The 26,137-nt window shown below is 72.7% G+C and carries 19 protein-coding genes and 1 pseudogene; 15 read left to right on the forward strand and 5 right to left on the reverse strand.

Translation table 11 applies throughout. From position 1 onward, the window contains the following. From ACQP1P_RS00925 to ACQP1P_RS00965, 9 genes are all read left to right on the forward strand, one after another. On the forward strand, positions 1–768 hold the full coding sequence (locus ACQP1P_RS00925) for an NADH-quinone oxidoreductase subunit J (RefSeq protein ID WP_433089761.1): 768 nt from the start codon (positions 1–3) through the stop codon (positions 766–768). Between the two features lie 50 nt (positions 769–818). Continuing rightward, positions 819–1,064 (forward strand): NADH-quinone oxidoreductase subunit NuoK, encoded by a 246-nt coding sequence (gene nuoK / locus ACQP1P_RS00930; protein ID WP_433089763.1) that lies wholly within the window; start codon positions 819–821, stop codon positions 1,062–1,064. Positions 1,065–1,074: 10 nt separating this feature from the next. Then, on the forward strand, positions 1,075–2,985 hold the full coding sequence (gene nuoL / locus ACQP1P_RS00935; protein WP_433082165.1) for an NADH-quinone oxidoreductase subunit L: 1,911 nt from the start codon (positions 1,075–1,077) through the stop codon (positions 2,983–2,985). Then, positions 2,982–4,511, forward strand: a complete 1,530-nt coding sequence (locus ACQP1P_RS00940; protein WP_433082167.1) for an NADH-quinone oxidoreductase subunit M — start codon at positions 2,982–2,984, stop codon at positions 4,509–4,511. The genes nuoL and ACQP1P_RS00940 overlap by 4 nt, the downstream gene beginning before the upstream one ends. Positions 4,512–4,558: 47 nt before the next feature. Next, positions 4,559–6,043 carry an NADH-quinone oxidoreductase subunit NuoN gene (nuoN, locus tag ACQP1P_RS00945; protein ID WP_433089765.1) on the forward strand — a complete coding sequence of 495 codons (1,485 nt, stop codon included), beginning with the start codon at positions 4,559–4,561 and terminating at the stop codon, positions 6,041–6,043. A 99-nt stretch (positions 6,044–6,142) separates the two neighbouring features. Continuing rightward, positions 6,143–7,165 (forward strand): polyprenyl synthetase family protein, encoded by a 1,023-nt coding sequence (locus ACQP1P_RS00950; protein WP_433082169.1) that lies wholly within the window; start codon positions 6,143–6,145, stop codon positions 7,163–7,165. 446 nt (positions 7,166–7,611) lie between these two features. Further along, entirely contained in the window at positions 7,612–8,388 is a 777-nt protein-coding gene (locus tag ACQP1P_RS00955) for an IclR family transcriptional regulator (RefSeq protein ID WP_433082171.1), read from the forward strand. A gap of 164 nt (positions 8,389–8,552) precedes the next feature. Beyond that, complete coding sequence (locus ACQP1P_RS00960) at positions 8,553–9,044, forward strand: sigma-70 family RNA polymerase sigma factor (protein ID WP_433089767.1); 492 nt, start codon at positions 8,553–8,555, stop codon at positions 9,042–9,044. Next, entirely contained in the window at positions 9,041–9,796 is a 756-nt protein-coding gene (locus tag ACQP1P_RS00965) for an anti-sigma factor family protein (RefSeq protein ID WP_433082172.1), read from the forward strand. Before ACQP1P_RS00960 ends, ACQP1P_RS00965 begins: the two co-directional genes overlap by 4 nt. A gap of 49 nt (positions 9,797–9,845) precedes the next feature. On the opposite strand, the gene rarD is transcribed toward ACQP1P_RS00965, so the two are convergent. The 3 genes and pseudogenes from rarD to ACQP1P_RS00980 form a co-directional block, all read right to left on the reverse strand. After that, a complete protein-coding gene (gene rarD / locus ACQP1P_RS00970; RefSeq protein WP_433082174.1) occupies positions 9,846–10,781 on the reverse strand; it encodes an EamA family transporter RarD in 936 nt (311 codons plus the stop codon). Positions 10,782–11,109: 328 nt separating this feature from the next. Beyond that, a pseudogene (locus ACQP1P_RS00975) lies at positions 11,110–11,457 on the reverse strand (phage holin family protein); the annotation flags it as partial. A gap of 1,858 nt (positions 11,458–13,315) precedes the next feature. Continuing rightward, positions 13,316–15,130, reverse strand: a complete 1,815-nt coding sequence (locus ACQP1P_RS00980; protein ID WP_433082176.1) for a type VII secretion protein EccE — start codon at positions 15,128–15,130, stop codon at positions 13,316–13,318. A gap of 66 nt (positions 15,131–15,196) precedes the next feature. Here ACQP1P_RS00980 and eccB point away from each other — a divergent pair, with 66 nt between their 5' ends. Next, positions 15,197–16,543 (forward strand): type VII secretion protein EccB, encoded by a 1,347-nt coding sequence (eccB, locus tag ACQP1P_RS00985; RefSeq protein ID WP_433082178.1) that lies wholly within the window; start codon positions 15,197–15,199, stop codon positions 16,541–16,543. Here eccB and ACQP1P_RS00990 read toward each other — a convergent pair. Then, complete coding sequence (locus ACQP1P_RS00990) at positions 16,540–17,349, reverse strand: DNA adenine methylase (protein WP_433082180.1); 810 nt, start codon at positions 17,347–17,349, stop codon at positions 16,540–16,542. The two genes, eccB and ACQP1P_RS00990, sit on opposite strands and share 4 nt — an antisense overlap. A gap of 306 nt (positions 17,350–17,655) precedes the next feature. Here ACQP1P_RS00990 and ACQP1P_RS00995 point away from each other — a divergent pair, with 306 nt between their 5' ends. Beyond that, positions 17,656–17,982, forward strand: a complete 327-nt coding sequence (locus ACQP1P_RS00995; RefSeq protein ID WP_433082181.1) for a WXG100 family type VII secretion target — start codon at positions 17,656–17,658, stop codon at positions 17,980–17,982. Between the two features lie 14 nt (positions 17,983–17,996). After that, a complete protein-coding gene (locus ACQP1P_RS01000) occupies positions 17,997–18,296 on the forward strand; it encodes a WXG100 family type VII secretion target (protein ID WP_433082183.1) in 300 nt (99 codons plus the stop codon). Positions 18,297–18,599: 303 nt separating this feature from the next. Here the strand turns inward: ACQP1P_RS01000 and mycP are convergent, their stop codons facing one another. Further along, positions 18,600–19,844 (reverse strand): type VII secretion-associated serine protease mycosin, encoded by a 1,245-nt coding sequence (gene mycP, locus ACQP1P_RS01005; protein WP_433082185.1) that lies wholly within the window; start codon positions 19,842–19,844, stop codon positions 18,600–18,602. A gap of 248 nt (positions 19,845–20,092) precedes the next feature. On the opposite strand from mycP, the gene ACQP1P_RS01010 reads away from it, so the two are divergent. The 3 genes from ACQP1P_RS01010 (at position 20,093) to ACQP1P_RS01020 (ending at position 26,099) form a co-directional block, all read left to right on the forward strand. After that, positions 20,093–24,244: an SseB family protein gene (locus ACQP1P_RS01010; RefSeq protein ID WP_433082187.1), complete on the forward strand. Its 4,152-nt coding sequence runs from the start codon at positions 20,093–20,095 to the stop codon at positions 24,242–24,244. After that, on the forward strand, positions 24,241–24,606 hold the full coding sequence (locus tag ACQP1P_RS01015; RefSeq protein ID WP_433082189.1) for a hypothetical protein: 366 nt from the start codon (positions 24,241–24,243) through the stop codon (positions 24,604–24,606). The genes ACQP1P_RS01010 and ACQP1P_RS01015 overlap by 4 nt, the downstream gene beginning before the upstream one ends. Before the next feature lie 287 nt (positions 24,607–24,893). Further along, complete coding sequence (locus ACQP1P_RS01020; RefSeq protein ID WP_433075281.1) at positions 24,894–26,099, forward strand: IS110 family transposase; 1,206 nt, start codon at positions 24,894–24,896, stop codon at positions 26,097–26,099. Positions 26,100–26,137: the final 38 nt, after the last annotated feature.

The following is a 26,137-nucleotide window of genomic DNA, read 5'->3' on the forward strand; positions in this document are numbered from 1 at the left end:
CTGGCGCTGCAGACCCTTGCGGCCGCGGGAGACGTGAAGGGCGGCGAGGCCGTCACCTTCTGGATTCTCGGCCCGCTCGCCGTCCTCGGCGCGATCGGCATGGTCTGGGCGCGCAACGCGGTGCACTCCGCGCTGTCGCTCGTCATCACGATGCTCAGCCTGGGCGTGTTCTACATCCTGCAGGCCGGCCCGTTCATCGGCATGGTGCAGATCATCGTCTACACCGGCGCGATCATGATGCTGTTCCTGTTCGTGCTCATGCTGGTCGGCCGCGACTCCTCGGACTCGCTGATCGAGACCCTGCGCGGGCAGCGGATGGCGGCCATCCTCCTGGGCGTCGGCCTCGCGCTGCTGCTGGGCATCGGCCTCTACCGGGCGCTCGGCGGCATCGAGCCGAAGGGCCTGGCCGACGCGAACGCGGCCGGCAACGTGGTGGGCATCTCGCGCCTGCTCTTCACCAAGTACGTCTGGGTCTTCGAAATCACGTCCGCGCTGCTCATCACCGCCGCGGTGGGCGCGATGATCCTGGCGCACATCGAGAAGCGCAAGGAAGAGAAGATCAGCCAGCCGCAGCGCATGGTGGCACGCTTCCGCCCGGGCAACTACCCGGCGCCGAAGCCCGGCCCCGGCGTGTTCGCCGGCTCCGACTCGGTGGCGACCCCGGCGCGGCTGCCCGACGGCACGCCGTCCGACCGCAGCATCTCCAAGATCCTCCCGACCCGGGAGTTGACGTCTGCCGACGTCGCACCAAAGGGGACCGAGAAGTGACTCCGACGTACTACATCGTCCTCGCGGCGATCCTGTTCACGATCGGCGCGATGGGCGTGCTCGTCCGCCGGAACGCGATCGTGCTGTTCATGTGCATCGAGCTGATGCTGAACGCGGCCAACCTCGCGCTGGTCACGTTCAGCCGGATCAACGGCACGCTCGACGGGCAGATCATGGCGTTCTTCGTCATGGTCGTGGCGGCGGCCGAGGTCGTCGTCGGCCTGGCGATCATCATGTCGATCTTCCGGACTCGGCGCTCGGCCAGCGTCGACGACGCGAACCTGCTGAAGTACTAAGGAGCGGGTGGTGGAACATATCGCCTACTCGGCGGCGACCGGGTGGCTGGGCTCGTTCTGGCTGCTTCCGGTGATCCCGCTGGCCAGCGCGGCGATCCTGCTGCTGCTCGGCAAGCGGGCCGACCGCTGGGGTCACTGGCTCGGCGTCCTGAGCGTCGCCGCGTCGTTCGTGCTCGGCCTGACGTACTTCTTCACGCTCCGCGGGCTGGAGAACCGCTCCGGCGTCGAGATCACGCTCTGGGACTACATCCACGTCGGGAACTTCCACGTGGACATGGGGCTGCTCTTCGACCCGCTGTCGGCGATGTTCGTCCTGCTCATCACCGGCGTCGGCTCCCTGATCCACCTGTACGCGGTGGGCTACATGGAGCACGACCCGGGCCGGCGGAAGTTCTTCGGGTACTTCAACCTGTTCATCGCGGCGATGCTGTTGCTGGTCCTCGGCAACAACTACGTGATGCTCTACTTCGGCTGGGAGGGCGTCGGTCTCGCCTCCTACCTGCTGATCTCCTTCTGGTACCTGCGCCCGAGCGCGGCGACCGCCGGCAAGAAGGCGTTCCTGATGAACCGCGTCGGTGACGCGGGCTTCGCGATCGCCATCTTCATCATGTTCGCCTACCTCGGCACCGTGAACTACGACGAGGTCTTCAACAGCGTCGGCGGTCTGAGCCAGGGCACGGTGCTGCTGATGGCGCTGCTGCTCCTGCTCGGCGCGGCCGGCAAGTCCGGCCAGTTCCCGCTGCAGGCCTGGCTCCCCGACGCGATGGAGGGCCCGACCCCGGTCTCGGCCCTGATCCACGCGGCCACGATGGTGACCGCGGGCGTGTACCTCGTCGCCCGCTCCCACCCGATCTTCAACGCCTCGCCCGACGCGCAGACCGTGGTGGTCGCGGTCGGTGCGCTGACGCTGCTGATCGGCTGCATCATCGGCTGCGCCAAGGACGACATCAAGCGGGTGCTGGCCTGGTCGACGGTGAGCCAGATCGGCTACATGTTCCTGGGCGTCGGGCTCGGCGGCGGCGCCTACGCGCTGGCGCTGATCCACCTGCTCGCGCACGGCTTCTTCAAGGCCGGCATGTTCCTCGGGGCCGGCTCGGTCATGCACGGCATGCACGACCAGACCGACATCCGCCGCTTCGGCGGGCTCTGGAAGTACATGAAGATCACCTGGGTCACGTTCGGCCTGGGCTGGCTGGCGATCATCGGCATGTTCCCGTTCTCGGGCTACTTCTCGAAGGAGCCGATCATCGCGGCCGCCTTCGAGCGCGAGGGCTGGACGGCCTGGCTGTTCGGCGGTGCGGCGATGCTGGGCGCGGCCCTGACCGCCTTCTACATGACCCGGCTGTTCTGGCTGACCTTCCACGGCCCGCAGCGCTGGACCGACGACATCAAGCACCCGCACGAGTCGCCGGCCGTCATGACGATCCCGCTGATCGTCCTGGCGATCGGCTCGGTCGCCGCCGGTGGCCTGCTCGCCACCTCGGTGCCGGACTGGCTGACGCCGACCTTCGGCGCCGAGCACGTCGAGCACGAGCCGGTGCTGGCCCACTGGCTGATCACCACGCTGTCGCTGGTGCTGACGGTTCTCGCCGCGGGCCTGGCCATCCTGCTGTTCAACAAGGGCACCGCGAAGGAAGAGCAGCCGGCCGGTGCGCTGGTCACCGCCGCCCGCCGGAACCTCTACACGGACACGTTCAACGAGATCGTGTTCGAGGCGCCCGGTCGCTACCTGACCCGCGCCCTGGTCTACCTCGACAACCGCGGCATCGACGGGCTGGTCAACGGCCTCGCCGCGGGCATCGGCGGCGGATCGGGTCGAATGCGCCGGGCCCAGACCGGGTTCGTGCGCTCCTACGCCCTTTCCATTCTCGGAGGTGCGGTGCTCGTGGTGGCCGCCACGCTCGCGGTGAGGTTCGGATGAGCCACTTTCCATACCTGACCGTCCTCACGGCCGCGCCGCTCGTCGGCGCGGCGGGGGTCGCGCTGCTGCCCAAGGACAAGCCCGAGCTGGCCAAGCGCGTCGCGCTGGGCTGGTCGGTCGTGGTCCTGGCGCTCGGCGTGGGCCTGTGGACGCAGTTCAAGCCGGACGGCGACCGCTTCCAGCTCAAGGACTCCTGGACCTGGATCCCGCAGTGGGGGGCGAAGTTCACCTTCGCCGTCGACGGCATCGCGCTGGTCATGATCGCGCTGATCGCCCTGCTGGTGCCGCTGGTCATCCTGGCCTCCTGGCACGACGCGGAGAACAGCAAGCGGTCGGTCCCGGCGTACTTCGCTCTGCTCCTCGCCCTCGAGTGCACGATGATCGGCGTCTTCGCCGCCCAGGACGTGTTCCTGTTCTACGTGTTCTTCGAGGTCATGCTGGTGCCGATGTACTTCCTGATCGGCTCCTACGGCGGGAAGAACAAGCAGTACGCCGCGGTGAAGTTCTTCCTCTACTCGCTGCTCGGCGGCCTGTTCATGCTGGCCGCGCTCGTCGGGCTGTGGGTGCTGGGTGGCCAGACGTTCGACTGGCAGACGCTGGTCAACGCCGACTTCTCCACCAACACCGAGCGCTGGCTGTTCCTCGGGTTCTTCGTCGCCTTCGCGATCAAGGCGCCCTTCTTCCCGTTCCACACCTGGCTGCCCGACGCCGGTGGCGCCGCGCCCGCCGGGGCGGCCGCGCTGCTGGTCGGCGTGCTGGACAAGGTCGGGACGTTCGGCATCCTGCGGTACTGCCTCCCGCTCTTCCCGAACGCGTCGAAGCACTTCGCCTGGCTCGGGCTCGCGCTCGCGCTGGTCGGCATCATCTACGGCGCGCTCGTGGCGATCGGGCAGAAGGACCTCAAGCGCCTGGTCTCCTACACGTCCATCGCGCACTTCGGCTTCATCGGCATCGGCATCTTCGCCTTCACCACCCAGGCGGGCACCGGTGCGGTGCTGTACATGGTCAACCACGGCCTCGCGACCGGCCTGCTGTTCCTGGTCGTCGGCATGCTGGTGGCCCGCCGCGGCAGCGCGCTGGTGACCGACTTCGGCGGCGCCGGCAAGCTCATGCCGGTGCTGGCGGGCGTGTTCTTCATCGCCGGTCTCGCCTCGCTGGCGCTGCCCGGCACCTCGCCCTTCGTCTCCGAGTTCCTGGTGCTCATCGGCACGTTCACGGTGAACAAGACGGTCGCGATCATCGCCACCGCCGGCATCATCCTGGCGGCCGGATACGTGCTCTGGATGATCCAGCGCACCACGCAGGGCACTCCGAACCCGCAACTGGCCGAGATCAAGGCCATGGGGCGTGACCTGTCTGTGCGCGAGGCGGTCGTGGTCGCCCCGCTGATTGCCCTGATCCTGCTCTTCGGCTTCTACCCGAAGCCGCTCACCGACGTGATCAACCCGGCGGTGAAGGCGACGATGCAGGACGTCGGCAAGCAAGACCCGAAACCCACCGTGGGTACCGTGGAGGCCGGCAAGTGAACGACAAACTCCAACTGCCGCACCTGGACTACGCGGCGCTGGCCCCGATGCTGATCCTCTTCGGCGTCGCCTGCGTCGGGGTCCTCGTCGAGGGCTTCGTGCCCAAGCGGGTGCGGCACAGCGTCCAGCTCACCCTGGCGCTGGCCGGCCTCGTGGCCGCGCTGGTCATGGTGATCCGCCAGGGCGACAAGCCGGTCATCACCGCCGCGACCTCGGTCGCCGTGGACAAGCCGGGCCTGTTCCTCTCGGGCGCGATCATCGTGCTCGGCATCGTCGCGCTGCTGCTGATCGGCGAGCGGACGCTGGAGCCGGGCGGCGCGTTCGTCGCCCAGGCCGCGGTCACGGCCAACACGGACCGGGACCGCGAGCAGGCCCAGCGCCTGGGCGGGGCGACCGAGGTCTTCCCGCTGGCCATGTTCGCCCTCGGCGGCATGCTGCTGTTCACCATGGCGAACGACCTGCTGACCATGTTCGTCGCGCTCGAGGTCTTCTCGCTGCCGCTGTACCTGCTCTGCGCGCTGGCCCGCCGCCGGCGGCTGCTGTCGCAGGAGGCCGCGATGAAGTACTTCCTGCTCGGCTCGTTCGCGTCGGCGTTCTTCCTGTTCGGCATCGCGCTGGTCTACGGCTACGCGGGCCAGGTCGACTTCAAGGCGATCGACGCGGCCATCCAGTCCGGGGGCAAGGACGACATCCTGCTGTACGTCGGGCTGGCCATGCTCGCCATCGGACTGCTGTTCAAGGCGGCCGCGGTGCCCTTCCACGTGTGGACGCCGGACGTGTACCAGGGCGCCCCGACGCCGATCACCGCGCTCATGGCCGCCTGCACCAAGGTCGCCGCGTTCGGCGGGCTGCTGCGCCTGGTCTACGTGGGCTTCCACCGCACCGAGTGGACGATCCAGCCGGTGCTGGGCACCATCGCGGTGCTGACGATGATCATCGGCGCGATCCTGGCGGTCACCCAGACCGACATCAAGCGCCTGCTGGCCTACTCGTCGATCGCCAACGCCGGATACCTGCTCCTCGGCGTGATCTCGCTGAACGAGAAGGGCCTGTCCAGCTCGCTGTTCTACCTCGTGGCGTACGGCTTCACCGTGCTCGCCGCGTTCGGGGTCGTCACCCTGGTGCGCGACGCCGACGGCGAGGCCACGCACCTGTCGCGCTGGGCCGGGCTGGGGCGGCGCTCGCCGCTGTACGCCTCGCTCTTCACGTTCATCCTGCTGGCCTTCGCCGGTCTGCCCCTGACCAGCGGCTTCACCGCTAAGGTGGGCGTGTTCGCGGCGGCGGTCGACGGGAACCAGACCTGGCTGGTGATCGCCGGCGTGGTGAGCTCCGCCATCCTCGCCTTCCCTTACCTGCGTGTGGTCGTCATGATGTGGCTGTCCGAGCCGGGCGAGGCCACGCCGGCCGTGTCCATCCCGGGCGCCATGACGGCGGCCGCGCTGGTCATCGGGACGGTCGCGACGCTGGTCCTGGGCATCGCGCCGGGGGCGCTGCTCGAGGTCACCCAGAACGCGGGCAAGTTCCTCAGCTAGCCTGTCAGCAACACCGACGGTGACGTCCCCCGTGGCCTGCCACGTGGGGACGTCCCTGTATCGGGAGTCGGGAGTTCGTATGGCATCGTTGGAGCTGTGGTGAGTACGGGAACCGTGCAGTCGGTCGCTTCGGTGGGCTTGACCCTGGCCGATCCGGAGCTGGAGCGAAACGTGGCGGCGATCCTGCGGGACGTCGAGGCGGTGCTGATCGACTCCGTGCACAGCGCCAACCCGATGGTCACCGAGGCGGCCCGCCACCTCGTCGACGCGGGTGGCAAGCGGGTGCGCCCGCTGCTGGTCGGCCTGGCCGCGCAGTTCGGCGACGCGACCTCCCGTGACGTCGTCATCGCCGGCGCGGTCGTCGAGCTGACCCACCTGGCGACGCTCTACCACGACGACGTCATGGACGAGGCCGAGGTGCGCCGCGGCGCGCCCAGCGCCAACTCCCGGTGGGGCAACGCGCTGGCCATCCTGGTCGGCGACTACCTCTTCTCCCGCGCCGCCGACCTCGCCGCGGAGCTCGGGGTCGAGGCCGTCAAGATCCAGGCGAGCACGTTCTCCCGCCTGGTGCACGGCCAGATCGACGAGACCGCGGGCCCGCTGGACGGCGAGGACGCGATCCAGCACTACCTGCGCGTCCTCGAGCACAAGACCGGCTCGCTGATCTCGACCAGCGCCCGCTTCGGCGCGATGTTCGGCGGGTGCCCGCCGGAGCAGGTCGAGGCGCTGGCGAGGTTCGCGGAGACCTTCGGCATCGCCTTCCAGCTCTCCGACGATCTCATCGACATCGCCAGCGACGCCACGGAGTCGGGCAAGACGCCCGGCACCGATCTGCGCGAGGGGGTGCCGACGCTTCCCGTGCTGTACGCGCTGGCCTCCTCCGACGACGACGCGGCCTCGGTCCGGCTGCGCGAGATCCTCGCGGCCGGCCCGGTGACCGACGACGCCCTGCACGCCGAGGCGCTCGGCCTGCTCCGCGACTCCGTCGCCCTGAAGCAGGCCCGGGAGACCGTGCGGGGCTACGCGGACGCCGCCCGAACCTCGCTGGCGGTGCTGCCGGACGTGCCCGCCCGGGCCGCCCTCGAGTCCCTCTGCGACTTCATCGCGGACCGCACCAACTGACCTTTCGTGGTATCGACCGACGCCGGTCAATGTAAGTTCACCGGCGTCGGTCGCTTTTTCATGCGCAGGTACCGGTTGGACCGCGGGCAAGTTGTGGAGGTCCACGTTGCTCAAGGCCATATATCTCGATACCCGGCCCGACATCGGCGTGCGACGGTGCGATGACACCCCGAAGTGACGCATGCGCACTTCCGCTCGCAGTACTTGCCAGGCGGGCGATTACCTACTCAAGTTGTTCACCCTCACCTAGGGCCATTACTCAAGCACCACGGCGTGTCGCCGGGTGAGTAACACGATCACCATGTCCAAAATGGTGCATTCATCGCTATGTGCAGCCCTTGCATTTCCCCTGACCTGGCGCGATGAATGATCAGAATGTTCCCTCCACCCTCTCCGATTTCATATGGTGTGACTCCGGTTGCTGCTGTGGTCTGGGAGGGGCGGCGGTGCGGGATCCACAAGCCGAACCCTCGGATTTGATTCGAAGCGTTTCGAGGGCCCTACGAGTGCTGGAGGCGGTCGGTCAGTCGCCGCGTGGCCTGACCGTGAAGCAGATCGCGCGCCGATGTGACTTCACCGTCGCCACCACGTACCACCTGGTGCGGACCCTGGCCTACGAGGGCTACGTGATCCGCCGGGAGAACGGCACCTACGTGGTCGGCCTGGAGATCGCCGACCGCTACCGCGAGCTCGTGCTCGCGTTCCGCGGCCCGGGCGCCGTCATCGACCGTCTGCGTCGCGCGGCGGCCGAGACCGGGTACTCGCACTACCTGGGCCGCTTCGTCGGCGGCCGGGTGGCGGTGACCGCGATGGCGGAGGGGCCGCGCACCCCGCCGGCGGACGATCTCGTGCCGGGCTACGACGAGGCCGCGCACGCGACCGCGCTGGGCAAGGCGCTGCTCGCCACGATGAGCGCGGACCAGCGGTGGCGGTTCCTGAAGGAGTACGGCATGCGCGCCTACACCTCGGCGACGCTGACCTCCCCGGAGGCGCTGGACTCGGACCTGGCCGCCGGCGACCGCCGGGGGATGCAGATCGAGATCGGGCAGTTCCGCCAGGGCCTCGCGTGCGCCGCCGTGATGGTGGTCAACGACCGCGACCAGGACCGGCGGGTGGTGCTGGCGTGCGCGCTGCCGCCGGCGGAGCTGATGTCGTCGGCCAAGGTCGTGCGCACACGGCTCCTGGCCACGGCCCACCACCTGGCGACCGTCCTCGCCGAGTAGGCCGCTTCCGGGGCATTTGCCGGCATCCCGACTCGCTCGCGCCGACGTGATCCGTGTCGCATCCGCGACATGTGGTCTCCACCTGAACCTCTCTGCGTATTGGTGCGTAGAAGCTGGTGGAAGGGATCGGAACATAACGAAGCGTGAGTAGAGACGATGCTGACCTGCTGAAGGCGCTCCACGCGGAGCACGGCGACGCGCTGTTCGCGCACACCCTGCGACTGACCGGCGACCGCCAACGGGCCGAGGACCTCGTGCGGGAAACCCTGCTGCGGGCCTGGCAACACCCGGAGGCGCTCGACCCGGCCCGTGGCTCGGTCCGGGCCTGGCTCTTCACCACCGCCCGCAATCTCGCCATCGACGCGTGGCGAAGACGCTCGGCGCGGGCGGGCGAGGTCTACACCGACCAGACGCCGGAGACTCCGGTCATGGTCGACGAGACCGAGCGCGCGGTGGAATCCTGGGTGTTCGCGGAGGCGCTGACCCGGCTCTCCCGCCCGCACCGTGAGGTCCTGGTGGAGTGCTTCTACCGGGGGCGCACCGTGGCCGAGGCGGCGAAGCGGCTCGGCGTGCCCGCGGGCACGGTCACATCGCGCACCTACTACGCACTGCGTTCGCTGAAGGTCGTCCTAGAGGAGTTGGGGGTGACGCAATGAGGTGTGAGCACCTCCATGACTCGGCCGTCTACGTGCTGGGGGCGTTGTCTCCGCCCGAGCGCGAGGCATACGAGCGGCATCTCGCCGACTGTGCGCAGTGCCGTGCGGAGGTGGCGGGGTTCTCCGACCTGCCGGGGCTGCTCGGCCGGCTCGACCCGGAGATCGCCGCGCAGATCGCCCTCGCGCCGGACGAGGACGCCCCGGACCCGGACGGCCCGCCGTTGCCGGACGATGGGCGCTGGGCCGGCCCCACCGCGGTGCCCGCGACCGTCAACGGCGGCGCGGTCGACCCGCTGCTGCCGCGCGTGCTCGACCGGGCCCGGAGCGCCCGCCGCACGGCCCGTCGCCGGCGCCGCTGGCAGACGGTCGGCACCGCGCTCGTGGCCGCGTTCATCGGGGTGCTCGCCGTGATCGGCGTGCGTGCCGCGGGCGTGGGGCAGCCGGACTACGAGTCGATGCGTGAGGTGGCCTCGACCGTGCCGATCACGGCGTCGCTCGCCGTCTCGCCGGACTCGGACGGGGCTACCGTGCGGATGCGGTGCGCGTACAAGAGCGGCGAGGGCGACGAGTACGCCAAGTGGACGTACACGCTCGTGGTGGTACCGAAGTCCGGTCAGGCCGAAGTGGTCAGCACGTGGACCGCACGGCCGGGGGACGAGATGCAGCTGTCGGCGCACAGCGGCTTCAAGGAGTCGAACATCGACCACATCGAGATCCGCAAGGGCGACGGGACGGCGCTGCTGCGGACCTGACGCCCGGGCCTACTCACTCACATCGCCACTCACTCACATCGCCACTCACTCACATCGCCGCGGCGGTCGCCTCCTTCTGGGCGGCCGCCGCCGCGTCGCGCTGGGCCCGGTTCCGGCGGGCGGCTCGGATCGCGTCCCAGCTGAAGATGGCCAGCGCGAGCCAGACGATCGCGAAGCCCGCCAGCCGCGCCGGCGGGAGCGGTTCGCTGAAGACCGCGACGCCGATGATCAGCTGCAGGGTCGGCGTCAGGTACTGCAGCATGCCGAGCCCGGACAGCGGCACGCGATTGGCGGCCTCCGCGAACAGCAGCAGCGGTACCGCGGTCAGCACGCCACTGCCGGCCAGCATCACCGAGTGCCACACGGAGACGGTGCCGAACGTCGACTGGTGCTGGGTCGTGAGCCAGACGAGGTACGCGAGCGCGGGCAGGGTCAGCACGCCCGACTCCAGGAACAGCCCCTCGGCCGCGGGGAGCCCGAGCCGCTTCTTCACCAGCCCGTAGCAGCCGAAGGACGCGGCCAGGGTGAGCGCGATCCACGGCAGGTGCCCGTAGTCCACGCTGAGCACGACCACCGCGACCGCGCCGATGCCGAGCGCGATCCACTGCGGCGGGCGGAGGCGCTCGCGCAGGACGAGCACGCCGAGCAGGATGACGAACAGCGGGTTGATGAAGTACCCGAGCGAGGCCTCCACCACCCGATCCGTGTTCACCGCGAAGATGTAGACGCCCCAGTTGACGGCGATGAGCACCGCCGCGACCGCGAGGCCCGCCATGCGCTTCTTCTGCCGCAGCAGTTCCCGGACCCGTCGCCAGTGCCGGATGGCCACGAGCACGAGCGTCATCGTCACGACCGACCACACGATGCGGTGCGCGAGCACCTCGACCGCGCCGGCGGGGCGCAGCGCGTGGAAGTACAGCGGAAAGACGCCCCAGAGCACGTTGGCGGAGAGTGCGGAGACATATCCTCGGCGCAGCGGGTCCACGCCCTACACCGTATGCCCAAACGGTAAGGGGCGGGTCGCGGACCCGCCCCTCACGTGATGTTCTTCGTCACCGGTCTTCGCCTACCTACGGCGCTCGGTGGTGCTCCTGGTTTCAGCGGTAGTCGCGGTAGCCCTGGTTGCCGCCGCCGTATCCCTGGTTGCCGCCGTAGCCTTGGTTGCCGCCGTAGCCCTGGTTGCTCCGGTTGCCGTCGCCGTAGCCCTGCTGGTAGCCGCCGCCGTACTGCTGCGGGCGCGGGGGCCGCCGATCGTAGTCGTCGCGGTCGTCCCGCCGGCGCTTCTTGTCCTTGCCGTCCGGCACCAGGAAGTTGAGCAGCCAGCTGACCACGCCGATGAACAGCGCCCCGAGCACGGCCGTGGGCCAGAACTTGTCAACCCGGAACGGCAGCTCCAGATACTCGGCAATCTTGCTCGTGAGCAGCAGCAACGCCCCGTTCACGACGAGCGAGACGAGCCCGAGCGTGAGGATGTACGCGAAGCACCCGATCGTCTTGATGATCGGCCGCAGCACCGCGTTGACGACCCCGAAGATCACCGCCACCGCGACGAGCGTGACCACCTTGCGCCCGGTGTCGCCCTCAACCGTGATCCCGGAGATCACCAGCGTCGCCAGCCAGACCGTGAACGCACTCACGGCGAGCCGGATGAGGATTCCCATGCGGCTGATCGTGCCACGTCGTGGCCAGCCCGGAACACCCCGCTATCACCCCAATCCCGACTCGACGCGACCTGAGCACGACCACGCGCCTCACCTACCACCGAGTAGGGTCCTCCTCAGCGCGAGGGCCGGCCCGGCGTGATGTCGCGCCTCATGGCGGCACCTGATCCGGTGTTGCCCGAGCCTCACGGCGTTGATGAGGCCGGCTGGTTGGTCGACGACGGTGTCAGCGGCCGCTGCCTTGCCACCGTCGCAACTTCCTAGCCTCGGGCCTGCCGCCTGCCGTGGCTGCGCGTCGCCCGCCCTCTTTTCACCTGCCGTGGCCGCCGCGGTTGCCCCCTGCTGTTCCGCGCTGTCGTGGCAGTCGTCGCCCGCCGGCCGCCGACTCGCGGGGCTACCGATTGCTCCGATGTGATTGCGTCGTGTGATGGACAGTGCTCGGCCCGAGAGCCTGACCACGCCGGTGGCCCAGCGCGGTTGGGTCCCAGCCGCGAGGACTCGGCGCACCGCCCGCGCAGGTCGCCCCGGCCGGTGCCGGCGGTGTCGAGCAGCCTGGGCCATGCTCATGGCCTCCGACCCGACGACCGGGGATTGGGGTGAACGCGGCGGCCGTCCCGAGCCTCGCCACCGCCTCCTGCCCCGGAGTCGTCGCGTCAGCAATGGTCATTCCCCGGCGCCCGCCGGGGCTCATGCCGTCCGGTGCCTGCTGCCCGCCACTCCGTCCGCGTCGCCGATGTCGACCTGCCGTGGGCTCGCGCCGCCCGCCGCCCGCCGTCTGCGGCCCGCCGCCCGGCCGCCGCCTGCCGTGGGCTCATGCCGTCGGGTGCCTGCTTGGCCGCCAGTCCGTCCGCGTCGCCGCCGTCGACCTTCCGTGGGCTCGCGCCGCGTGCGGCTCGCGGCCTGCGGCTCGCGGTCTGCGGCTCGCGGCCCGCCACCGCCCGCCGTGGGCTCGTGCCGTTCCGGTGCCCGCTGGTTGCCAGTCCGTCCGTGGCGCTGCTGTCGACCTGCCGTGGGCTCGCGTCACCCGCCGCTCGCAGCCCGCCTGCCGCTCGGGGTTCGCCTGCCGCCCGCCGTGGGCTCATGCCGTTCCGGTGCCCGCTGGTTGCCAGTCCGTCCGTGGCGCTGCTGTCGACCTGCCGTGGGCTCGCGCCACCCGCCGCTCGCAACTCACCCGCCGCTCGCAACTCACCCGCCGCTCGCAACTCACCCGCCGCTCGCAACTCACCCGCCGCTCGCGGTTCGCCCGCCGCCCGCCGTGGGCTCGTGCCGTTCCGGTGCCTGCTGGCTGCCAGTCCGTCTGCAGCGCTGCTGTCGACTTGCCGGGGGCTCGCGCCGCCTGCCGCCTGTCGCCTGCCGCCGCCCGCCGTGGGCTCATGCCGTCCGGCGCCTGCTGGCCGCCAGTCCGTCCGCGCCGCTGCCGTCCACCTGCCGTAGGCGCGCGCCGCCCGTCGTGGCCCGGCCGCCCGCCGCCCGCCGTGGCCGCGCCCGCCGTGCGTCCGCCGTCGCCCGCTGTGGCCCTGCCGCGCGCCGCCCGCCGTGGCCGTGCCGCCCGCCGTGGCCGTGCCGGCCGCCGTCGCCCGCCGGCCGCCGTCGCCCGCCGCCCGCCGTGGCCGTGCTCGGCCGCCGTCGCCCGCCGGCCGCCGTCGCCCGCTGTGGCCCGGCCGCGCGCCGCCCGCCGTGGCCGTGCCGGCCGCCGTGGCCCCGCCTTCGCCCGCCGTGGCCCGGCCGCCTTCGCTCCGTTGCCGGCCGTCGGCTCGTGTCGTCGTGGGCTCGTGTCGGTGGCCGTTCGCGCCGCCGCCGTCGACTCGCCGTCGGTGCGCCGCTGTCTGCCGTGGGTCGGGGGCCGGGGGTGCGTTGGTCAGCGGGCGGGGCCTCCGGTCAGGTGGAGCTCGATCGGCGTCGTCGACAGGTGGGTCCAGCGCACGGTCTGGCGGTTCACCACCACGGCCAGCATCTCGGGGCCGATCTTCGTCAGCCAGTTGCGGGAGTCGCCCAGGCCCAGGGCCTCGCCCGCCAGGGCGGCCTCCGGAGGGCTCAAGGGCTGCAGGAGGGCCAGGTCGGAGCGGGTCAGCAGGTCGGCGTCCGCGCCGGTCAGCTCGTCGCGCAGGAACAGGACCGAGCGCCAGGCGCTCTGCGGCATCGGGGTTGCTCGGCCCGGGACCGGGCCCACGTCCACGACCAGCAGCTGTGGGCACGTGGCCGTGGCCGGGGGTGGGTCGGCCACGCGGCCCGGCGGGATCATGGCCAGGGACTCCGCGTTGCCCAGGCTGCGGCGGAACGGCTCCCACTCGTGCGGGCGCGTGGACTGGACCACGACCCGCGCGCCGGTGGCCAGGGCTCGCAGGATGACCAGCTGCGCGCACCGCGCGCTGCCGATCAGCGTCGCCCGCGTCGGCTCCGGGCGGAACAGGCGCACGACCATCGGCTCCCCGCTGCGGTCGACGCCGAGCATGACGCCCTCGCCGCCGATCGCCGGCGCGGCCGCCGCCAGCCGCGGCGCGCTCACGCTCACCGGCTCGCCACCGTTCAGCGCGAGCCCGTCGCGGCCCGCCACGAGCCCGGCGAGCACCGCGTCGTCGCGCGGCGCGCCCCCGCCCAGCGGCAGTGTCGCCGCGAGGCCGTCGAGGTGAGCGCCGTCGAGCCGCGCCACCCGCGCCCCCATGCTCTCGGCCAGCCGGAGCAGCGCCGTGCTCGCCTGCGTCAGCGTGGCCGCGTCCGGGGTCGCCAGCCGCACGACGAGCTCGGCCCGGACCGGCGGCCCGTCGGCGGCGTCGGCGGGCGGGCCGGAGCCGCCGGCGAGCGCACCGTCGCCGGAGGCTACGGGCTGGGCGGCCAGCGAGAGCGTCGTCACCGAGGTCGGCAGGGCCAGCAGGCGGCTCATCGGCGGTCCCTGCTCGGGCCACCGCCGGAACCGGAACACCGCCTGGTGCAGCCCGCCGAGCCGCAGGCCGGACCATGTCTCGCGCACGGCGTGCGCCGGGTCGTGCTGGGCCGCCTCCGCGATCGCCGCCAGCGCCGAGATCGCCGACAGCGGCCGAGCCGGCAGTCCTGCTCGGGCGAGCATGCGGTCGACACGTCGTACCGCAACCAGGAGAGACTGCTCCAGATCAGCTCGCCGGAACCCGCCCGCCCGGCGCACCCGCACGGCGACGTGCACTCGCTGGTGCGCGAGCACGCGGCCGTCCGTGAGCTGCCGATATGAGGTCATGGACGGCGTCGGCGACGGTGCCGCGGCCGTGACCGCGCTGACCAGGAGCTGGACACGCACCTCCGGCACACCGGGCCCGGGCGCCGGCAGCAGCGAGCTGAGCGCGGGTAAGGGCGGTAAGGCGGTGCCGAGCAGGCCGGACAGGTCGCCGACGCGGATGATCGCCGCGAGCCCGTCGGTGTCCTCGAGCACGCCCACGTCGGCGCCGTCGACGTCGATGGTCGAGGTCGTCGCGCCCGGCCGGATCAGGCCGAGCAGCGCGGCCGGTCCGGCGCCGGCGGCGAGATCCCGCCGGCGGAGACGACGCGCCAGCGGCAGCGGCAGCGGCGTGAGCGCCAGGAGCACCAGGGCGACGGGGATCGCCGCGAGCGCCCAGCCGCCGAGCCCCCAGCCGCCGAGCGCCCAGGCCCCGGCCGCCAAGGCGACCGCGCCCTGGCCGAGCACCACTCGCGTCCCCGCCGACATATCGCCCCCCGCCGATGAAGTGAGGGACTTATCGTATGGCGCCGGTACGACAATTTTGGGGGGCCGATGGCGTCGCGGCAGGACCAGCTGCAGTCGTACCAGTTCGTGGTTCAGCGGGTCGTCTCCGCCCTCGTCGTCCGTGACACCGACCCTGCTCAGCCGCCATTTCGCCGGGTCGCGGGGGCCACGCTGGTCGGCGTTCTGCTCGCCGCGCTGGGGGTCGGCGGCGCGGCGGCGATCGGGGCGCTGCGCCCGGGGAGTTCTGGCAAATGGCGCAACGACCGCGCGGTCATCGTCGAGCAGGAGTCGGGAGCCCTGTTCGTGTACCGCGACGAGGTCCTCCACCCCGTCCTCAACCAGGCCTCCGCGCTGCTCATCCTCGGCTCGGCCGGCGCGCCGACAGTGGTCGTGTCCCGCTCGGCGCTGTCCGGGGCGCCGCGCGGCGAGACCCTGGGCATCCCGGGCGCGCCGAGCTCGCTGCCGCCCGCGTCCGCACTGCTCAAGGGCCCGTGGGCGGTGTGCTCGACGCCCGAGGGGTCGGTGCTGTTCGTGGGTGGGGGGCCCTCAGGCGGTACACCCGCAGCCGACAAAGGCCTGCTGATGACCTCCGCGGACCGGCAGACCTATCTGCTGTGGCACGGGTTCAAGCACCTCGTCCGGCAGCCCGCCACGGCCCTGCCCGCGCTGGTCTGGTCGGCGCGACCGCAGGTGGCGGCGGCGCAGGCGCTGCTGCACGCCGTACCGAGCGGAACCGACCTCGTCACCCCGGCCGTGCCGGACCGCGGAGGCGCGGCACCGGCCGGCCGGATCGGGCAGCTGTACGGCGTGTCGGCCGGTCAGCGCACCGACGCGTTCATCGTCACCGCCGACGGGCTCGCATCGGTCACGCCGCTGCAGGCCCAGCTCCTGCTCGCCGCGCCCGAGACGCAGGGCGTGCAGCCGGGCGGGAAGCTCCTGCCGCTCAGCCCCGCGGAGTTCTCCGCGCTGGTGCAGGGCCGGCAGGTCGAGGCGTTCGCGCCGGACCCGGGCGGCGCCGGTGCGCTGCCCGTCGTGCCGCCGGAGCTGGTCGACAGCCCTCCCCGCGCCGTCTGTACCGCCGATGCCCTCACCCTCGACCCCAAGCTCCCGGACCTCACGCACGCGCTGCGCACGGCCGCGGCCACGGCGGAGGGCGCGGTGCTGGCCGATCGCGTGGTGGTCCGGCCCGGAACCGGAGCGCTGGTGCGGACGGATACCGGTGTGGTCACCCTGGTCACCGATCTCGGGAAGCGCCACGCCGTGCCGGTGCCCGACGCCTTGGGCGCTCTCGGGTTCGGCGCCGAGGAGCCCGTCACCGTGCCGAGTCAGCTCGTCGCGCTCCTGCCCGCGGGACCGGCGCTCGACCCGAGCGCGGCCGCCGCCGTCGCGGGCTAGGGCGATGCTCCGTAGTTCGTCAGCACCAGGTCGAAGCTCGCCCGGGCGGACGCCCGCAGGTTGATGTCGCGGCGCGTCGCCATGCGCGTCTCGTTGAAGCCCGCGTAGATCTGCCGCGTCGCGTCGGTGTCGCTGTTCGTCATCGTCAGGAACACCCCGCGCCTCGACGCGTCGTGCATCTCGGCCGCCAGCCGTTCGTGGTCGGCGTTTCGGAACTGCCCCGGCGTGTACCGCTTGAAATCCGCGAACCCGCCCTCCGGCAGATACGGAGGGTCGAGGAACACCCAGTCACCCGCGGCCGCCTCGCGCAGCGCGTCGGCGAAGTCGCACAGGCGAACGTCGGCCGCGGCGAGCGCCTGGGAGGCCTCCAGGAGCGTCTCGCGGCGATAGTACGGGCGGTCGTAAGCCCCATAGGGAGCGTTGAACGCACCGCGGCGGTTGACGCGCCACAGGCCCCGGAAGGCGGTCTTGTTGAGGTAGATGACGCGCGCGGCCCGCTCGACCGGGCCCAGGCTCGCGGGGTCCTGGCGCCGGACGAGCTCGAACTCCTCGGGCGTGTTCGCCATCGCGTCCAGGCGCTCCATCACCGCCTCCGGCTGCGCGGCGACGGCCTGGAAGCAGGCCACGAGCTCGGGGTTGGCGTCGGAGAGCACCGCCTTGGCCGGGCGCAGCTCGAAGAAGACGGCGGCGCTGCCCATGAAGGGCTCCCAGTATCGGCCGGTGAACGGGGGCGCGGCGGCGACGAGCTGGGCGGCGTACCGCGTCTTGCCGCCGGCCCACTTGATGAACGAGCGGCCCTCCGCCATGCCGGACATCTTAGAGGCCGACGCGCACGGCGGCCCTCGTGCGTTCTTCCGCACCACCGCCCGGGACCGGTTCGATGCCCTCCGCCGGTGAACGCGCGCCGGACAGGAGGAGATCCGGGCCCCGGAAGCCGGGTGGGGCGAAATGCCGGAAGTTATCCACAGCGAAGCATTGGGACTGGTGGGGGATCGGTCGAGGCCGATACGGTCGGCCTGTTTTCGGGCTGACCAAGGGTTATCGGCCGCTGTCGTCGCGTGCGGAACTCCGGTCCGGCCCGGCGTCCACGAGGAGAAACGGGGTGATCGCCGGTGGTGCAGACCACGCAGGCGCAACAGGCCGAGCTCAGCTCGGCCGCGCAGCGGTTCGAGCAGGTCAACGGCGAGCTGCAGGGCATGCTCAACACGTTGATGCGGGAGCTGGAAGTCACGCGCGCGGGATGGCAGGGGGCCGGCGGGCGCACCTTCGAGCAGGTGAAGCTCGCGTTCAAGCATGAGCAGGGCGTGCTCAACCGGAACCTGCTCGAGACGTCCGAGGGCCTGCGCACGGCGGGGCGGAACTACGGCGCCACCGATGCCGAGGCCGCCGGGGCGATGCGCCGCGCCGGGAACGCCGACCTGTCCGCGCTCGGCGGCTGAGACGGGAGGCTCACATGGACGACATGCTGGTAGTCGACTTCGGGGCGCTGGAGCACACGAGCCAGTCCATCCAGACCGCGCTCAATACGCTGCACTCGCGCCTCGACGAGGTTTCGCAGCTCGGCCGGCGCCTCACGGGCGGCTGGGAGGGCGACGCCAAGGACGCCTACGCGCTGCGGCAGGCGAACTGGGAGCGGGCCGGCGCCGACCTCGCGCAGATGCTGCGCGACATCAAGGTGGGTGTCGAAGAGGCGATGCAGCGGTACCAGGAGACCGAGGCCCGCAACACGCACCTCTTCCCGGGCAGTGGCTGACACTTCCCGAGCAGTGGCTGACACGCGGCTCCCGGCGTGACAGGGCGGCGCACCTCGGCGGAAGAGGGGCGCTGCCCTCAGCCCAGCGGGCCGAACGTCGGTGCCGCGGGGTCCCCGGGTGGCTCGAGGCGCCGTGCCTCCGAGCGAGACCCGGCGGGCCGAACGTCGGTGCGGCCGGGTCCCCGGGCGGCTCGGGGGCGGCGTGCCTCCAAAGGGGTCCCCGGGCGGCTCGGCGGCGGCGTGCCTCCAAGGGGACCCGGGCGGCTCGGGGGCGGCGCGCCTCCGAGCAAACGGGCGCTGCCCTCAGCTCGGCGGGCCGAACCCCGGTGACGTGCGGTCCGCGGGCGGCTCGGATGCCGATCGGAGCGCTCGGAGGCCGGGTCGCCAGCCGCGCCGGCGGCCTCGGGGCAGGACCGCGGACAGGACGAGCGCCACGAACACCGCGGCCAGGCCCGCCCAGGCCCAGCCCACCGCCGTTCGGGTGGCCGCGGCTCGCGCGGCCGCGTCGTGCCGGCCGGGCTCGGCCAGGGCGCGGGCGCCCGGGTGCGGCGAGACGCCGGTGAGCTCGGTGAGGGCGCGGTAGGGATTCAGGACCCCGGCGCCGTACCCCGGCCCGGCCCGTCCGCCGTCCGCGGTGGCGACGAGCCGGGCGGCCACTTCCGGGGCGGAGAGCTCGGGGCGGTACTGGCGCAGGAGCGCGGCCGCCGCCGACACGAACGGGGCGGCGAAGCTGGTACCGTCCATCGTCGCCCAGCCCTGCGGTGTTGCGGTCGTCACAATCCCGGAGCCGGGGGCGACCAGGTCCACGTACGCGCCGGTCTGCGACGACGGGGCCCGCTGCCCGTCCGGCGTGATCGAGCCGACGCCGATGACGCCGTCGTAGGCCGCCGGGTACGGGGTGCGGTTGCCCCGCTCGGCGTCGTTGCCCACCGCGGCCACGACCACGACGTCGTTGCGCTGGGCGAACGCGACGGCGTCGCGGACGGCGGCATCGTCGGAGTACGACACCAGCGAGAGGTTGATGACCCGCGCCCGGTGGGCGACGGCGTCGCGGATCGCGTTGGCGAGACCGGCGGGCGTGCCGCGGCGGCCGGTCGGGGTGCCGTTGTCGCCCTCGATCTGCTCGCTGACGCGCAGGGCGAGGATCGTCGCCGCAGGGGCCAGGCCGCGAAACGCCGTCGCCGGGGACGGGCGGGCCGCGATGATGCCCGCGACGCCGGTGCCGTGGCCGACGCAGTCGAGCGCCGATTCGCCGCCGTCGAGCTGGTCCGGGCCGGGCTCGACGGCGCCCCGCAGCTGGGGGTGGCGCGCGTCGACGCCGGAGTCGACGACCGCGACCACGATCCCGTGGCCGTCGGCGAGAGCGTTGAGCCTTGACTGGTCGTACCGCTGCCAGGGCCACGGCACCCCGGTCGGCGCGGGCTCGGGTCGGCGGGGCGGGCTCGGGCAGGCGCCGGGGGTCCAAGCGTGCGCGATCGGGCTCATGCTGAGCATTGCCGCAAAGGTCGACAAAGCCGCCAAAGCGGTCGAGATGCGCCGGCGGGGCATGGGCGTCATGCTAGGGGCTGAGGCATCGATGGGCTGCCCCGTTGCTGCGCTCCTGTCGTCCGACTCGACGGGTTCAGACGTCGAATGGCTCGTACGGGTGCCGCGAATGAGACAGCCCTGTGAGCCCCCGGCCTTCGATCGCTATGCTGGCCGAAGCGCTTGCCCGCGTCGTACCCCTCGAATTGCCGTGGCCATATAGGTTAGGTTTCGCGACGCGGCGGTTTCCGAGCCCGAAGAGGGGGTGGCCGTTGAGCGAGTGGGAGCCGGCCACCGAGGCCGAGGTCGCCATGCGTGACGCGCTGCGCGCAAACGACCAGGAGCAGTATTTCCGCATCCTGGCGCGCACCGACGTCCTGCTGCCGATCGCGCCCGACAGCTCGCCCGGCAGCGACGGCGGGTGGGGCACCTGGACCACCGAGGGCCGCACGCACGTGCTCGCCTTCACCTCGCCGTCCGCGCTGCAGGAGTGCCTCGCGGGGCACCCCGGCACGCACCGGCGGGTCCCGTTCCGCGATCTCGCGGGGATCTGGCCGAACGTCGAGTGGTGGCTCGCGGTCAATCCGGGGCTGCCCATCGAGGGCTACCTGCCGTCGTGGTTCGTGACCCAGATCAGCCGCGGCGATGTCCGGCTGCCCGGGCGCACCCTCGGGGCGCGGGCGCGCATGGAGCAGGCATCGCAGCGGACCCGCGCGACCGCGCAGGTGCCCGTCCGGCCGCTGCCCAACCAGCCCGCGCCGACGCCGATCGAGCGCCAGCGCATGAAGGCGGAGCACCCCCCGGTGCCCCCGGTCCCGCCCGCGCCGCCCCGGCGTGAGGTACCGATGCCGGATGTGGCGCCGCCCGGGGCGTTCCTGCCCACCCGGGCGGATCGTCCGATCAACTTCGAGCGCTCCGCGGGCCGGTCCTTCACGCCCCCGCCGGCCGCGCCCGCTCGCCCCGCGCCTCCGCCCCCCGCCGCGCCTCCGCCCCCCGCCGCACCTCCGCCCCTCGTCGACAACGGCCCGATCTCGCCCGCGCCCACCTCGGGCGCCGGGTCGGTCCGCGGCCGCGCGTCGTTCCCGGGCGCGGCGCCGCGCGGGCTCTTCGACGACTCCGACCGCAAGTCGCTGGACATGCCCGGCGAGCGCGAGCTGTTCTCGGGCGTCGAGCGTCCCGCCTCGGGCCCGCCCGCCGAGCGCCCGCCGTCCGGCCTGCCCGGGCGCCCGACCGGCCGCCCCTCCCGCGCGCTCAGCGACCCCGGCCCGCCCATGCGCCCCGCGGCCGATCCCGGCCTGCCCCAGCGCCCGGTCGGCGACTCCGGGCTGCCCCAGCGCCCCATCGGGGACTCCGGGCTGCCCCAGCGCCCCATCGGGGACTCCGGGCTGCCGCAGCGGCCCGCGGGAGACTCCGGACTCCCGCAGCGCCCGGTCGGGAGCGGCGACGAGGGCGGGGATCCGCGCCGGTACTGGCCGCGCCGCGAGCCCGCCCGCAGCCTCGGCGAGATCTACACCGAGCACGCGGACCCGGTCATTCCGGCCGCGTGGCAGCCGCCGCCGGACCTTCCGCTGACGTCGGGGCCGCCGCTGCCGACTCGGCAGCCGCAGACCTCGCGGCCGGAGGCGGACTCGCAGCCGACGTTCCGCCCCGGTGGCACGCTGCCGCAGCGCCCGGGCTCGGCCTCGGGCACCGGCCCGCGCCCGGGCGAGCCGCTGCCGCCCCGCCCGCTCCCGGGCGAGCCCTTGCCGTCCCGCCCGCTCCCGGGCGAGCCCTTGCCGTCCCGCCCCCTCCAGGCCGAGCCCTTGCCGCCTCGCCCGGTCCAAAGCGAGCCCTTGCCGTCCCGGCCCGTCCCGGGCGAGCCGCTGCCCTCCCGGCCGCTTTCGGGCGAGGTCCTGCCGCCGCGGCCCGGTGCCGGGGACTCCGGTTCGTACCGCTCCGGTTCCTATCGGTCCGGCGACCCGCTGCCGCCCCGGCCGGTCCCCGCCGAGCCGGCGCCCTACCCGCCCGCCGAGCCCGCCGCGCCCAGCGAGGCGACGCAGCCGATCCGGTCCGGGTGGACCGGCTCCGCCGACGTCCGCCCCGGCCGGCCCGGACTCGACGCCCGCGGCGGTGGCGAGGCCTTCCAGCCCGCCGAGCCCCCGAACGGCGGCCAGTCGTGGTCGCAGGCGGCGTCCGCCGCCCCCGCGCCCGAACCGGACCCGTCCGCGCCGCTGCCGTTCGACCGCCCGGTGTTCGACCGGCCCGGCTTCAGCCGCCTCGACATCGAGAGCCCCGGGGCCGACGAGACGCCGTCCGAGTCGTTCGGTGACACGTCCTCGGGAGCGCGCAGCGTCGGCTTCGGTCGCGCGGCCGACCTCGACGAGCACCCGTTCTTCGCCAGCGGGCCCGACGCGGGCGGCGGCCGGAGCCTGTTCGAGCCCCCCGCCCACCCGCAACAGCCGTCCTCGCACCCACAACAGCCGTCCTCGCACCCGCAACAGCCGCCCGCCGAGCCGGCTCGCCCCGAAAGCGGCCAGACCTCCTGGGCGGACAGCGCGTGGGCGAACAGTCAGCCCGTCGAGCAGCCGTTCTCCGCCTGGGGCACCCTGCCGCCGGCCGAGCCGGCCGTCGAGGAGGCCCCGGGGACGTTCTTCAGCGGGCGGGCCGAGGTCCAGCCGCCGGCCGCCGAACCGCAGCGGAGCTTCTTCGGGGACCAGCCGGCCCGCGAGGACGAGCAGCGCCCGTTCTTCGAGGACGTGGCGGAGCCGCGGCCGTTCAACGCGTTCGGCGAGTCCCGGGCGGACGACCCGCCGATTCGCGACCCGTACGCCGCGCTCGCCGACCTGCGCTCCGAGCCCGAGAGCGAGCCGTCCCAGGCGTCGTTCGCCTCCGGCCTACCGTCGCTCGCCGAGCAGCCTCCGACGATCGATTCCACCCCGGCCCCGCGCCCGGAGTCGACCTGGACGGACACGCGGCCGGCGGCGGGCGAGCCGAGCGGGTTCGAGAAGGAGAACACCGGCTCGTTCTTCCTGCCCGGCCCCGCCCGCGACGCCGAGTCCGCGCCCGTCGCGGCCGAGCCTTCGCCCGAGCTCCGCTCCTTCTTCGAGGACGGCGAGGCCGAGCGCCCCGACTTCCAGCAGTCCGTGGTCCAGGACCTGCCGACGCTCGACGACCCGAGCACCGCCCCGCCGAGCGAGGCCGGGTCCGCCAGCGGGTTCCGGCCCGTGATGGAGGACGCGCTGCCGAGCACGGGGCCGGGGTACCAGGCCGGCGGCGAGGCGGGTCAGGACGGCGGCTTCTCGTGGGCGTACCAGGAGGAGGCCCCGCAGCCGCCGGAGTCCGTGGTCGAGCCCGAGATCGTCGACGACGCCCCGGTGCGGCTGCACGACGAGATCGTGGACGCCGAGGTCGTGACCCCGGCGCCCGCGCCCCTGGCGGAACCTGAGCCGGAACCTGAGCCGGAGCGGCCGAAGGTGCCCGCCGCCGACTTCCACCCGGCGAACACGGTCGAGAAGGACCTGTTCGAGGCCGTCCAGGCCAACAGCACGGACCGCTTCCTGTCCACGCTGCTGCTGGCCAAGGTGCTGATCCCGTTCTGGACCGGCGACGGGCCCGTGGAGCCGGCGAAGTGGCGTACCGAGCACATGAACGGCCTGCCGCACCTCGTCGTGTTCACGTCGCAGGAGCGCATGACCGAGCGGCTCGGCGAGGACGCGCGGGGCAGCTGGATCAAGTTCACGCGCCTGATCCGGCACTGGCCGCCCGGCGACCAGCTGGCGTTCGCGATCAACCCGGAGTCGCCCTCCGGCGCCGTCCTGCCCGGCACCGAGGTCATCCAGCTCGCGAGCTGGGCGACCGAGATGGGCCTCGGCGTCGACGACCCGGACGAGCAGCCCGTGGCCGCGGCGGCCAAGCCGGAGCCGCAGCCGGAGAAGCGCCCCGCTTACGAGCCGCCCGGCTCCGGCCTCGAGCAGGTCATGCAGAAGCCGATCTCGCCCGAGCAGCTCTCGTACTACCTCGAGCGCAACTACGACCGCGTCTCGGGCTTCGTGCACCGCGCCGGCGAGGTCGGCCACCTCGAGACGCCCGAGCAGCTCTACAACGCGCTGGGCCTCGGTTACGCCGGGTCGTCGTTCAAGCCCGACGCCGAGGAGGCCTACGTCCTGCGCTGGATCGCCTACCGCGGCGACCTGTACCGCATCCCCTACGGCGGGTCATCGCCCGAGGCCATGCGCGCGATGGAGGGCTGGGTCATCGAGCGCCCGCCGTTCCGCGGCAACGGCTTCGCCCCGAGCGAGACCGGCGACGTCATCGCCGAGTTCAAGGTCGACAGCGCGCGCCTGCCGCACAACGCCGAGCTGTGGCGCCTGCGCCGCGACGGCCGGCAGGACCTCATCGCCCGCCTCGACGCCGACGGGCCGGCCTGGCGGAAGGCGACGCCGTGATCCGAGACGGTTACGCGGCGCGGTGGCACGGCGCCGAGTACGAGGCCAGCCCCGACGGCGACGACGTCCGGCTCTACCGCCCCGACCCGAGCGACGGCTTCGAGGAGGTCCGTCCGGGCCGCTACCGGCGCATCGTCGCGCGCCACGACGTCGACGAACTCGTCTACGTCCGAACGACCTGCTTCTGGCGCGACCAGCCGTTCATCGTCCTGGGCGAGCACGAGGGCTGGTTCCGCGTCGAGTACACCGGCGGCCGCGCCCCGGTCGCCGCCGAGCTCGGCCTCGAGGAGTTCGACTACGGCGTGTACCAGGGCTGGGCCCCGCGCGCCGAGGTCAGTGACCTGCGCGAATACCGCGTATAACCATGGCTCGGGCCGCGTCGGCGGCGGACCGTTGCTCATTGGTAGAACTGGTGCTGCCCGGTCCTGTGGGGGCTGGGCGGCACCTGGCCGTTGGATCACTGCCATCCGTTGCTGCCCCGGTTGAGGGCTTGCGGGAGTGTTTGCGGGGTCTGGCGGTCCGGGACATCCCGACTGGCAACAGGGCTACTGCGCCGTAGAGCGCCCGTCAATGAGCGTCCGGCAGTGATGTCCCGAACCACCAGGTGCGCCTCCCACTGGATTGAGCAGCGGCAGGAGCAGCTTTGAGTGTGACGGATGCACGGTTCGCCGGGATCGACTGGGCGCAAGACTCGCACGCGATCTGCGTCATCGATGCGGCTGGGGAGCCTCTCGAGCGTCTGGTCGTGGCGCATACGAAGGCCGGGATCGGCAAGGCCGTCGGGGTGCTGCGTCGCCACGGCGTGGCCGGGGTCGGGATCGAACGTTCGGACGGTCCCCTCGTCGTGGGGCTCCTCGCGGCCGGTCTCGAGGTGTTCGTGATGCCGCCGTCGCGGGTGAAGTCGTTGCGGGGCCGGTACGGGTCGGCGGGGAACAAGGACGACCGGTTCGACGCCTACATGCTCGCCGATGTGGTCCGCACCGACCGGCGCCGGCTGACCCCGCTGCGGCCGGACACGGCGGCGACGACGAGTCTGCGGACCCTGGTCCGGGCCCGGGCTGACCTGGTGCAGCACCGGGTCGCCCTGGTGAACCAGCTGCGGGCGCATCTGCTGACGGTGCTGCCGGGGGTGGTGGGGTTGTTCTGCGAGCTGACGTCGCCGATCAGCCGGGCGTTCCTGACCGCGTTCCCGACCCAGGACGCCGTCGATGCGCTCACGGTCGAGGAGCTCACCGGGTGGCTGGCCGGGCAGCGTTACCGGAAACGGCCGCCCGAGGTGCTCCTAGCCCGGCTGCAGGACGCACCCACGGGAGTGACCGGCCCGGCCGGGACCGCCCTCGCGGGGGTCACCACCGCCTACCTGACCGCGGCGACCGGCCTCATCGAACAGATCAACGCCCTCGAAACCCAGATCGCGCAGGCCCTCGCCGAGCACCCGGACGGGGCGATCTTCACGTCCCTGCCCCGGGCCGGGACGGTCCGCGCCGCCCGGCTCCTGGCCGAGATCGGCGACGCCCGCGGCCGGCACCCCACCCCCGCGGCCCTGGCCGGCCTGGCCGGGGTGACCCCCTCCACCCGGCAGTCCGGACAGGTCAGGATGGTGGCGTTCCGCTGGTCGGTGAACAAACAACTCCGCGGCGCGGTCTGCGACTTCGCCGCCGACTCCCGCCACGCCAACCCCTGGGCTGCCGATCTTTACGCCCAGGCCAGAGCCCGCGGCCACCGCCACCCACACGCCGTCAGAATCCTCGCCCGCGCCTGGCTCACCATCATCTGGAAACTCTGGACCACCGGCACCCCATACAACCCCGACCAACACAACGCCCTACAGAAACTCCTCACCCAAACCCCTTGACCCCACAGGGCACTCCCGCCAGACAATAGGGCGATCCG

The sequence above is a fragment of the Dactylosporangium sp. CA-052675 genome, from assembly GCF_050947935.1.
Taxonomy (GTDB): Bacteria; Actinomycetota; Actinomycetes; order Mycobacteriales; family Micromonosporaceae; genus Dactylosporangium.